Raw genomic sequence first — 10409 nt, forward strand, 5'->3', positions numbered from 1 at the left:
ATCGCAGTAGTACCAGTTATGGTCTATTGTGCATTTTTGGGGCGTTTTTGTCTTTACTCTTTTAAAAAGCAAGTAAATATTTTGTTGTAGGAGGGTTATTCATGGCAGAAGTATTAGATCAATCTTGGAAAAATCAAACGGAACTTGAGACGTTAGCATCAATTAAACGAAACAACGAAATCACAAAAGGTGTTGTTCGTTCTGTCGCAATCCGAAAAATGCCTGTAGAAATTAACGGAAGAATGGAAACGAAAGAAGTTGAAGTAGCCATTTTCATGCTAGAAGGCGGCATTAAAGCATACTGCCCCGCTCACGAATTTTCTGCAAGGGAGTTTCGTTCATTAACTGGTTTTGTAGGAACCATCCAAGAATTCACAATTGAACAAATTGACCTTGATAATCGTATAGCTATAGTAAGTGTTAAAAATGCCGATGCTCAGAAGAATGAATTCTTTTGGGACGAGCTAAATTATTTAGACAAAAAAGGAGAACTCCAAGACAAAGTATATGAAGGTGTTATCTCAGGTTTTAATCCTGAATCGGAACGTATCTTTGTTCGTATTAATGGTGTAGACTGCTTTATGTTGAAATACGACTGGGATCATGGTCGTATCCGTGATATTTCTTCCCAGATTGAACGTGGTACAAAGGTAAGTGTAAAAGTATTGCGTATTGATGCTGAACGCAAATTGGTACAAGTTAGTCGAAAGGATGCTACCGAAGACCCTTTTGATATACTCGATCAACTAAAAGATATGGAAGCAGTTGCTGGAAAGGTAAGTGAGGTTCATCCTATTCACGGCATCTTCATTCAATTGGATGTTGGACTCGAAGTTAAAGGGATGAAACCACGGTCACTAGAAGAACCAGTTGTTGGTGATATAGTGAGTTGTAAAGTAAGAACCATTGATAAAGAGAAGCGTCACTGTAAAGTTGTCATTATTGGGTATCCACGTGGAAAGCAAAAGAGAAAAGACTTAGGTTCGTTTCTATTTGAACAATGAGTAAAGTAGAAGTCACTACCGATGATGTACTAGAGTATCCGTACTACTACACAAAAAAAGGAGAGGTCCCAATTTGGGATCACCCTCTCCTAGTCGGTTATAAAAAGCTACCACAAAATTATTATCCATATGTCACAATTGAATCAGTGTTATCTCTTTATCTACGCAGAAAGATTGACGATGACGATATTCTTGTTCTTAAAGTATTAGGTGATGCTGTTTGCTGCAATGAAGATCAACTTCGTCGTTACTTAGCGGGGAAAATGTCGCGGTCTGAAGTATCAAAACGGCTTGAAAAGTTTAGAAGATATGGTCTCGTAGAAAGATGGAAAGTTCGTATCAAATCAGATGAAAATGATGAAGTTAAACCACCCGCTCCCTTTGTATTAGGAATAGCTGGATTTAAGTTATTAAAACATTATTATAATAAAGACTTCTTTATGGACCCTAATCGCTGGGACACATTAGGGGTTGGAGCTATCCAACGCTATGTAGCGGTCAACGAACTTCGATGTCGTTTGATTGAGGGCAAGGTCGCTAGAAAGTGGAAATGGAATGCCTTGATTGGTTCTGATAAACGAATTAAAAAACCTTTAGGAGTTGCAGAAATAGAATCTCCAAGAGGAAAACTTAACTTCTTTATTGAAAGAGCACAAATGAGTCAAGACTTTGTTGGATTTTTAAAAGACAAATTGTTCAGTTGGCGAAAGGTATATGAAAAGTACGGATACTTACCAGTGACGGACTTTCAAAACAACAATCCTACCGTCATCATTTTGTTTGTCTCCACTCTCTCAGTTGCACAGAAAATACACTCTGAGTTGTTGTTGGATACTTATCCGTTCAATTTATGGGTTTGTGTAGAAGAAGATATGTTAGAAAAAGGTATAACGTCTGCTTTTTATAGACCATCAGAGGATAAATTAATTCGGATGAAGGGTGATTTTCTTGATCAAAACAACGAATCATAGCGAGGGAAAGACGAATGAATTATACAAATGATAAAACAATCCAACCAACTACTACTCCTATCTCATTTAAACCCCTAGAAGAGTTGTGGAATCATGATTTGTACACCTTTCAACATTCATTACGAGTTGCTGAGTTGCTACACAAATTTGCAAAGTACCTTAGTTACAGTGATACCACCATACATTTGTTGTATGAACTTGGTGCCAAACATGACGTTGGAAAAATCATCATTCCAACGTCTATCTTAAATAAAACAGACGCTCTTCAACACTTTGAAAAACAAAAGATTTTCATGCATACCATTTTTGGAAGAGAAATACTGAAGCATTACCATACAGACGAAGTTTTCTTGGATTCAGTCCTGTACCACCACGAAAATGAAGATGGTTCTGGTTACCCTCATGGTATATCGGGTAGTAATATTCCCATGTACGCTAAGATGTTGCGAGTAGTGGATAGTTATGACGCGATGACGAACAATCGTAGTTATCAAAATGCGTTTCCTCCAGAAGTCGCATTAGAAGAACTTAGAAGCTTAAGCGGGAAATGGTATGACCCGGAAGTTGTTGATAACTTTATAAAAATGATGAAGCTACTTGAGGAATCAAAAGAAGAATCTAAAACAATCTTACGGTATTAGAGAGTTAGGAGATTGTCTATACAACTTTTTCCAAATAGTTGACGCTTAAAATGATTAATGATACTATATGTTTACCATCCTTTCTTAAAGTTTTATAACTTTTGAGAAAGATTCCTAGTGCCAACTATTCAATAGTTAGCACTAGGAACATATCAATATTCCGGGAAGGACCCGAAAAAATCATGAGATGTTACTACTCTATTAGTAATATTCTTAATCGTGATTTTTTCGGGTTCTTTTTGTGTTTCAAGGAGTGAAAGGCAGAAATGAAAAAAGTCTTATTGGCGATAGGGAGTGGCGATTATAGTAAAATACTCCGCAGGCGTTTTGATATGCACCTTGATTCATTTGAAGTCTCCGAGCAAGAAGTCATGCACCGCCGCTATCTTTACGAAATATTAGATTTAGAAAAACCCGATATTTTAATACTGCATGATTATTATCTCGCAAGTGACTTAAGTTCAAAAGCCGAAAAAGAACAGGAATGGATATCCTTTATACAAACCATACGTGAACAGTATGACGATGCGGTTCGTGTAGTATTCCTTTGCGAAAGAGAAAAAGGAGACCCCTTTTTAGCAAGCCTTGTTCATAATCACGTATTGGACATTTTTTACAGTAATGCTATAGATATGACTCAAATGATTGACCAGCTTAAAGATAAACCAAGATTTTCAAGAGTTTCTAAATTAACTACAACAGGTAACCTTTCTTCAGTAAGTAGTATTGAACGTCTTGAAGAAAATGAAAGAGAGATTCCTCAAGATACACAGGAAGAAAAAGAAGTAGTTTCATTAGAAGATGCAAAACAAAAGGCACCGAAAAAAGAGTCAAGCACTCAAACTAGTGAACAAACTCCACCAAAAGAGAAAAAGGAAAAGCCTGAAAAAAAACCAAGACCAATTATAAAAAAAGTTGTAGAGAAGAAAGTAAATATCGTTAATAAGCAAGTCATCAAGAGAGATTATCATATTGAAATTACTAATCAAGTTGAAAGGGTAGTTGGAGTTCCACTTGAGAAAAAATTAGTTTTAGTGGGTAGTCCCTTTCCAAGGAGCGGAAGTACTTTCGTATCCCATTTGTTGGCCAGAGAATTAGCGAAGATAGGCGTGACTGTGACATATATTGAAAGTCCATATTCTACCGCTTATTCATACGACCGTTTTGGGGGACATAATGACATTCCAAATTACCGAAGCAAGTTTTATCAATTTACAAAAGAAATTGACCCTAAGTTAAAAAGTACTTTTGATTGGACTTATTCTGATGTAAATCTCATTGTTAAACACCCTGACAATGAACCCATTTATGATCTTAATGAAATCCCTTTTGATGTCTATATAAAGATATTACTTGCTCAGCAATCAATAGTAACGATAGTGGATGTTGGAACAGACTGGCACCAAGAAATATACCGAGACCTTTACGACATTGCTACTCATGCATACTTTATTGTTGAACCTGATATAAGTAACATTCAGTACCTGGAAGACCCTGATAATATACACACTTCCTTTTTTAGAGAAGTGCTAAGTCATCAAAAGAGTTCTTTAATTGGTAATCGGTTTGACAATGAGTTATTAGAGAATGAATTGCTTGCGGATTTATACAAAGAAACCATTACAACTTGTATTCCCCATTTTTCATCAGTTGATGTCTTTACAAGTCATCACAGTGCTTCATTCTTAAATGATTTAAAAAAACCAAACCCAATGATTTATGATTCTCTGTTACCAATCATAAAAGACTTACTGCCTCCTGAATATCTTAAAAAACAAAAAGGTGGCTTATTCTCAGGCTTATTTAGCAAAAAAGTAAACATACGTAAAACTTAGGAGGAAGACCATGAAACCACGAACAAAGATTTTCTTAGGTGTATTCACCTCACTACTAGTGATAACATTTATCCCTATTTATGACTTCTTTATAAAAAATAAAATTGATAGTGTAGAGGTCGTCGTTGTTAAAGCAGGGAGCGAAATCCTTCCCACTGAAGCGATTACTGAATCAAACTTGTCCATTGAACGCCGGAGAAGACAGGACTTAATCTCTGAGGTCGTTCTTGCATCGGATATCAGAGATATTTTGGGTTATGATGCAGCTCAACTACTTGTTAGTAATAGCATGATTTCAAGAAAAATGGTGGACTTTGATAACCTTGTTCCAGATGAGAGTGAGGGAGAATCGATTCGTCCTATTATCAGTGACATGATTTATGCCATGCCAGGCTCTCTTAGGAGGAAAGACCATATTGACATTTACACCATAAGTAGCGCTCGGCTAGAAGAACAAAACAAGTCAGAAAACAAAGCTTCGTCTATAAAAGAAGAGGATGTAAAACTAGGTGTACTCGGCCAACCCATCTTAACTTCAGTAAGAGTCGTTTATGTGAAAGATTCAGGGAATAAAGAAGTTACTAGCGCAGATGAAGTAAGGACAAGTGAAGATGAAAGACTGAATGCGACAGGCAATATTTCGGACTTAGAACTTATTTTAAACGAAGAGGACTTCCAGCGTTTAATGGATGCTGTTATCGGAAACGAGATGAAACTTTACATTACATACAACTAATTCTGTCGTAAGAGAAAGAAGAGGGATTACATGATAATCGGTGTTTTAAGTAATAAAAGCGCATATAAAGAGTTGTTTCAAAAAAATGATTTTGTTGATGTCGCTTTACTATTTGATAGTTTGAAAAATAACAACCTAAATCCTAACGAAATTGAAATATTGTTGGTTGATGGACAAATATTCCCTAATGACAATCTATCGGAAATAAGGGATGCGTTTCCTACTTCAAAAGTATTTTATAAACTTCACCAAATTCCTAGTGACGTCATCACACGTAATATAGAACGTATATGTTCCGCTCATAAAATCACACCAATAAATGCGTATTATACGGTGGAACAAGCTGTTAGTGACGTATTGACTGTCATTGGGAAACAAAACGGGTACGGTACCCACCAAATTGTTAGTTTTTTTGGAACTCATGGTGGTTCAGGTGTTAGTACAACGGTTTTTAGTATAGCAAAATCTATAGCTGAAAGGGTTAATGAGAAGGTACTCGTCCTCAGTTTAAATGCCTGGGACCCAGCTGATTATTTTTATCAGTACAAAGGTAAACATTTAAATGACATTAAAGTTGACCTTAAAACAAAAAGTCTGACCCCTTCCAAACTTGGCGAATCCGTTTATCAATATAAGAATTTTTATCACTTAGCGGGGAATCGGGATATAAAATTACAGCGTTTTTTTAAAACAGATGAAATTAATCATTTACTTGAAGTAGCAAAAGAAATGTTTGATGTGATTCTGATAGATGGTGGAACACATTTCGATACAGCCATAGCAACTCAAGCCTATGTATCTAGTAGTCTCCGGTTTGTCGTTACCACACAAGATGAAAAAGGGTATAGAGGCTATTTCCCTCACGTTTTTCAACAACTCATTGAACCATCGGGAGGGAAACGTTCTGATTTTATGTTAATCATTAATCGGTTCCAACCGAATATGTCTCTTATTGGTGAAAAAGACTTAGAACTCGAATTAGAAATGTCGAGAGTTACTACAATTCCTGATGTTGATGTTCTTGGTGCTGTGTCCATACATCAAAAAAACCTACTATATGATATGGCTGATGGGTATTACAAGAAAAACATTGACCTTGTTGCAAATCTAATTATTACGGAAGCTAGGTTGAAAGAGAAGGCACCATCTTTCAATGAAAATACTAAAACCAAGAGTTTCTTTAAATCCCTATTTACTAAAGAAGGAGTTGAGTAACGATGTCCGCTGTATTAGATAAAGCCATTGAAGATATCGAATCTCAACTCGGACTTAAAGAGGAACCCTTTGACCCTTCAAAATGGCTTTCGGAGACTATTGCTGAAAATGGACTTGAACAAAATACGGTTACTACTTTTGAACGAAAAAAATCCTTCACACATATTTGTAAAACGGTCCGAGAAGTTCTCGATAAGAATGTAGATATTGAAGATAGTCAGAGTTCGTCAGGGAAAGCAGGGGACCAGTGGTTAAACCTTGTATATAGAGCCGTTATCGGTGATGAACAAGCTATGGCATATATCATATCAAAGATTACTGAAGTTCTTCGAAATCAAAACATAACTTCTACCGACTATCCCACCTTTTATGACAGTTTAGGAGAAGCCATTTTCCATGAAGTATGGGGAGTTAGCGTTCTTCATAAATGGGACAAGTACCCTAACAGTGAAGCAGCGGTTATCAGAGGTACAGAACTTTGGATGGATATTAAGGGGAAGTTCGTTAAACAGGAAGAAGAGTTTGAGAATAAAGACGTTGTTGAACGAGTAAAACGAGCGTTTGTGAAAAGAACAAAAGATGCCGTTATAAATGAACAAAATCCTGAATTAGAGATTGAAAGAGAAGACGGAAGTAGAATCACAATGATTCAAAAACCAAGAGCAAGAGATAACTATATCATGTTTAGAAGATTTATCGTGAAAGATATCACCTTATATGAACAGGCTAGATTAAAAACGATTCGGGATGTTGATATACCAATCTTTCAAGCACTTTCCAGAACGATGTGTAATATCATTTTTGCTGGACGAGTAAGGTCGGCAAAATCAACATTTATGAAATCGATGTTACGAGAAAGAGACCCCAGTTATGTTATGGCTGTTATGGAAAAACACTTTGAATTGCAACTTAGTGAACAAATGAAAGATAGACTATGTTTTGAAATTCAAGCAAAAGAAGGAGATTTACACAAGGCTGTTCCAAGGTTACTGCGTATGGAGCATGATTTTATCGTCGTTGGTGAAATTCGGTCTTTAGAAACAGAAGGCTACCTGCAAGCATGTGAAAGGGGAGAGCGTGGTGCAGTTTCTACGTATCATTTAACTACTGTGGAACATGTGGCGCCGCAAATTACTCGTCATATTCTAGATGAGTTTCCAAATCGGAACTATGAAAACGAACTAGAACGTGTAGCAAGAAACATCGACATTATTATTACCATGAGTGCTGACAGAGATAGACGTAAAAAACGTGTAATAGGAGTAACTGAAGTATTGTGGGATGAAGAAAACAAAACTTATGGTACTCAAGACTTAATTCGATATAGTCCCATAACAAAAACCTATTATTACTCAGCGAACCTATCAAAGACTTTGTTACATTTAATGGCTGAAGAAAATCTTGAAGAGACTAAAACACTTGTCAGACTGTTAAGGCAACGTGAACAGGAGTCCCCAATGAGTGACTATGACAAAATTGCAGATAATCTACTAATTAAAATATTAGAGGAAGATGTCAATGAATAGTTTACTACATTGGTTTTGGATGAATGGTGTTTTCTTTATCCTATATGGATTACTTGCACTTAGTAGTTTATATACAATAAAAAATATTATTGAGGCTCCCATAAAAGAAAGAATTCACCACTGGAACTATAGGAATCGTTTGAGAAAGATGAGAGCAATTAAAATGGGTACGTCTTATTCATTTAAGAATCCCGCTTTAAAGCATATCTATCTTCTCATTAAAACGACTAGTAAAGAAAATACTGACCAAAACGTATTTTCTTATATAGTTATTACCTTATTTCTATTCGGATTTACGTTTATCACGATTTTTATCAAGTTCTTTGATTTCTTTTTAGCCTTTTTACTTGGAGCTCTTATTGCCATTATTCCATATATGCTTCTTCAAATTAAATTGCGTAAGTTACGGTTTGTTATGGGGGGTGAATTTTTAGCTTTCATTCAGAATTTAACTCAACATTACAATGCAAATCATCATGACATGTACCACGCATTAGTTGAAACGCAAAAAACGATAGAAAGTAAAGAGTTAAGACAATTGTTACTTAAGCTTATTTCCGATCTACAAGTTTCAAAGAATGAGGAAGAACTTAAGATGAGCATTAGTGTATTTGTTTACGCAACTGGTACTAGTTGGGCCAAACGACTAGGTAACATTATTATTAAATCTTATTTGTATAACGAAAATGTACTATCAACACTATTGACACTCACTCGTCAAATTGAAGACACAGAGGAAATGCTAGAGCAAGAAAAATCTAATACTATTGATGCTGTTATGAATGGATATTTAACAGTTCCCATTTTTATATTTTCAATAATTGTTGGGTATTATGTTTCAGCTGCCCAAGATTGGTTTTCTCTTCAATTTGGGAATGATTTAACACTTACCTTATTTATTTTTTGCGTAATCGGCGTGATTTTCTCCGTTTTTATTTCAATGATTTTAAAACGGCCTAAAAATGACATTTAGCAAGGAGAGCATTATGGAACAAGTATTCTTTTTTAAGATACTTCATTATATTATCTACATTATTTCAATTGCTTTAGGGATTGTATCCGGATTATTAGTTTATCAAGGACTTACATCACAAACAGAACGGGTACAAAATAGATTGCGAATCAAGAGGTCACTTGAACAACAAAAAGAAAAGCTAGTGATGAGCGCCACTCAATCTTCAACCGAAGATATTTTAAAGAAAGCTGGATATCCAATTGGTTTAAATGCTTTTCGGTACCATGTTATATTTTTGACGGTTTTTGTGTTATTAGTTGTTAATTATATTTTGTTTCCATTGTTTATATATGGCACCCTCAACGTTTGGGTAGGTCTCTTTATCGTAGCAGCAATGTTACTATTCTTACCAAGTTTCCCGTACTCACTGTTTACTTACATCATGAAAAGAGTAATTGATTTCAAGGATGCAAAGAAAAATGCTGAGGTTTTTATGTTCTATGACCTTTTAATAAATGAATTAGAAATGATGAAAGTAAATCGTATTAACTCTTATAACATCATGTTAAATATAAAGCCTTACTTTCATGTCATAAGTGGTCCTCTAACAAAATTACTTACAACTTGGAATAATGATGAAGGTCCAGAAGTGGCATTGGACCGCTTTGCAAAGGAAATTGGGACAAAAGAAATAAAATCCTTAGTAAGTGTTATTAAAACCCTTGATTCTGTTGATAGAGAAACTGCAATGGAGTCCCTTACAGGAATGAATAACATGTTTATTCGTTCTCAAATAGAAAATTATAGAAGAAGACGTAAAGTTACTACTGATTTAGCTTCCATTCCCATAAAAACAACTCACTTTATCATCGTGTTAAATTTTTTATTAATCGTTGTTGTTATGGTAACTATTATCATGAACGCAAATCGATTCTAACTAGGGGGTGATTGAAGTTAATACGTCATTAGCAACATTTATGAAAATGGCCATCGTAGCCCTTACTATCGGAACATTAATATTTGGTTCTCTATATGCATTGATGGGTGATATATCAGATGACATTGCAGAATACATTTCAGCTGAATAATGTGAGGTTTTCCATCCAATGAATAAATCACTATCAACTTTCATGTTACTTGCAATTACCGCTATTATCCTAAGTAGTTTGTTAATAGGAACTGTTTACCAGGTCCTATTTAATAAAAATATACAGCATGAAGATACATTGCAACAAGTACACCAATTAAATTAAGAAAAGGAGGTTGAAAAACTATGAATCAATCATTAAGTACATTTTTAAAAATTGGAATTACTGCGGTTGCTATTGGAATCTTACTTTTTGGTGTTGGGTTCACTTTAATTACGGGTGAGACGACATTCTATAATACACAGATCACTGGTGTTCAGAATGATTTACCTTAAGTTTTAGTTGGTTTTTTCGTTCCACGGTCTCATAAAAAGTTAAATTGGAGGGTTTTATTCAATATGAATCAATCATTAAGCACTTTCTTAAAAATTGGAATCA

At 35.2% G+C, this 10409-nt stretch carries 12 protein-coding genes; all 12 read left to right on the plus strand.

Annotated elements, in window-relative coordinates; all coding sequences use genetic code 11:
• Positions 1–101 precede the first annotated feature (101 nt).
• The 12 genes from BK585_RS23555 (at position 102) to BK585_RS24260 (ending at position 10306) form a co-directional block, all read left to right on the plus strand.
• Positions 102–1004 (plus strand): S1 RNA-binding domain-containing protein, encoded by a 903-nt coding sequence (locus BK585_RS23555; protein ID WP_078557283.1) that lies wholly within the window; start codon positions 102–104, stop codon positions 1002–1004.
• Entirely contained in the window at positions 1001–1975 is a 975-nt protein-coding gene (locus BK585_RS23560) for a hypothetical protein (protein WP_078557284.1), read from the plus strand. Before BK585_RS23555 ends, BK585_RS23560 begins: the two co-directional genes overlap by 4 nt.
• Before the next feature lie 14 nt (positions 1976–1989).
• Positions 1990–2616 carry an HD-GYP domain-containing protein gene (locus BK585_RS23565; protein ID WP_078557285.1) on the plus strand — a complete coding sequence of 209 codons (627 nt, stop codon included), beginning with the start codon at positions 1990–1992 and terminating at the stop codon, positions 2614–2616.
• Between the two features lie 266 nt (positions 2617–2882).
• The gene (locus tag BK585_RS23570) at positions 2883–4451 is read left to right on the plus strand and encodes a hypothetical protein (RefSeq protein ID WP_078557286.1); all 1569 of its coding nucleotides are present in this window, start codon (positions 2883–2885) and stop codon (positions 4449–4451) included.
• A 10-nt stretch (positions 4452–4461) separates the two neighbouring features.
• Positions 4462–5187, plus strand: coding sequence for a hypothetical protein (locus BK585_RS23575; protein ID WP_078557287.1), 726 nt, complete (start codon positions 4462–4464; stop codon positions 5185–5187).
• A gap of 30 nt (positions 5188–5217) precedes the next feature.
• Positions 5218–6402 (plus strand): P-loop NTPase family protein, encoded by a 1185-nt coding sequence (locus BK585_RS23580; protein WP_078557288.1) that lies wholly within the window; start codon positions 5218–5220, stop codon positions 6400–6402.
• 2 nt (positions 6403–6404) lie between these two features.
• Positions 6405–7928: an ATPase, T2SS/T4P/T4SS family gene (locus BK585_RS23585; RefSeq protein ID WP_078557289.1), complete on the plus strand. Its 1524-nt coding sequence runs from the start codon at positions 6405–6407 to the stop codon at positions 7926–7928.
• Positions 7921–8901, plus strand: a complete 981-nt coding sequence (locus BK585_RS23590) for a hypothetical protein (protein WP_078557290.1) — start codon at positions 7921–7923, stop codon at positions 8899–8901. Before BK585_RS23585 ends, BK585_RS23590 begins: the two co-directional genes overlap by 8 nt.
• Positions 8902–8914: 13 nt before the next feature.
• Complete coding sequence (locus BK585_RS23595) at positions 8915–9820, plus strand: hypothetical protein (protein WP_078557291.1); 906 nt, start codon at positions 8915–8917, stop codon at positions 9818–9820.
• 7 nt (positions 9821–9827) lie between these two features.
• The gene (locus BK585_RS24250) at positions 9828–9971 is read left to right on the plus strand and encodes a hypothetical protein (RefSeq protein WP_170885729.1); all 144 of its coding nucleotides are present in this window, start codon (positions 9828–9830) and stop codon (positions 9969–9971) included.
• 18 nt (positions 9972–9989) lie between these two features.
• A complete protein-coding gene (locus BK585_RS24255; protein WP_170885730.1) occupies positions 9990–10136 on the plus strand; it encodes a hypothetical protein in 147 nt (48 codons plus the stop codon).
• Between the two features lie 20 nt (positions 10137–10156).
• Complete coding sequence (locus BK585_RS24260) at positions 10157–10306, plus strand: hypothetical protein (protein WP_170885717.1); 150 nt, start codon at positions 10157–10159, stop codon at positions 10304–10306.
• Positions 10307–10409: the final 103 nt, after the last annotated feature.

Origin of the sequence: Bacillus alkalicellulosilyticus, assembly GCF_002019795.1 — a bacterium.
Taxonomy (GTDB): domain Bacteria; phylum Bacillota; class Bacilli; order Bacillales; family Bacillaceae_F; genus Bacillus_AO; species Bacillus_AO alkalicellulosilyticum.

Bases quoted from the DNA above. Each gene is read 5' to 3' on its own strand.
- BK585_RS23570 (WP_078557286.1), top strand. From the start codon at position 2,883: ATGAAAAAAGTCTTATTGGCGATAGGGAGTGGCGATTATAGTAAAATA.
- BK585_RS23575 (WP_078557287.1), top strand. From the start codon at position 4,462: ATGAAACCACGAACAAAGATTTTCTTAGGTGTATTCACCTCACTACTA.
- BK585_RS23580 (WP_078557288.1), top strand. From the start codon at position 5,218: ATGATAATCGGTGTTTTAAGTAATAAAAGCGCATATAAAGAGTTGTTT.
- BK585_RS23595 (WP_078557291.1), top strand. From the start codon at position 8,915: ATGGAACAAGTATTCTTTTTTAAGATACTTCATTATATTATCTACATT.
- BK585_RS23585 (WP_078557289.1), top strand. From the start codon at position 6,405: ATGTCCGCTGTATTAGATAAAGCCATTGAAGATATCGAATCTCAACTC.
- BK585_RS24260 (WP_170885717.1), top strand. From the start codon at position 10,157: ATGAATCAATCATTAAGTACATTTTTAAAAATTGGAATTACTGCGGTT.
- BK585_RS23590 (WP_078557290.1), top strand. From the start codon at position 7,921: ATGAATAGTTTACTACATTGGTTTTGGATGAATGGTGTTTTCTTTATC.
- BK585_RS23560 (WP_078557284.1), top strand. From the start codon at position 1,001: ATGAGTAAAGTAGAAGTCACTACCGATGATGTACTAGAGTATCCGTAC.
- BK585_RS23565 (WP_078557285.1), top strand. From the start codon at position 1,990: ATGAATTATACAAATGATAAAACAATCCAACCAACTACTACTCCTATC.
- BK585_RS23555 (WP_078557283.1), top strand. From the start codon at position 102: ATGGCAGAAGTATTAGATCAATCTTGGAAAAATCAAACGGAACTTGAG.
- BK585_RS24255 (WP_170885730.1), top strand. From the start codon at position 9,990: ATGAATAAATCACTATCAACTTTCATGTTACTTGCAATTACCGCTATT.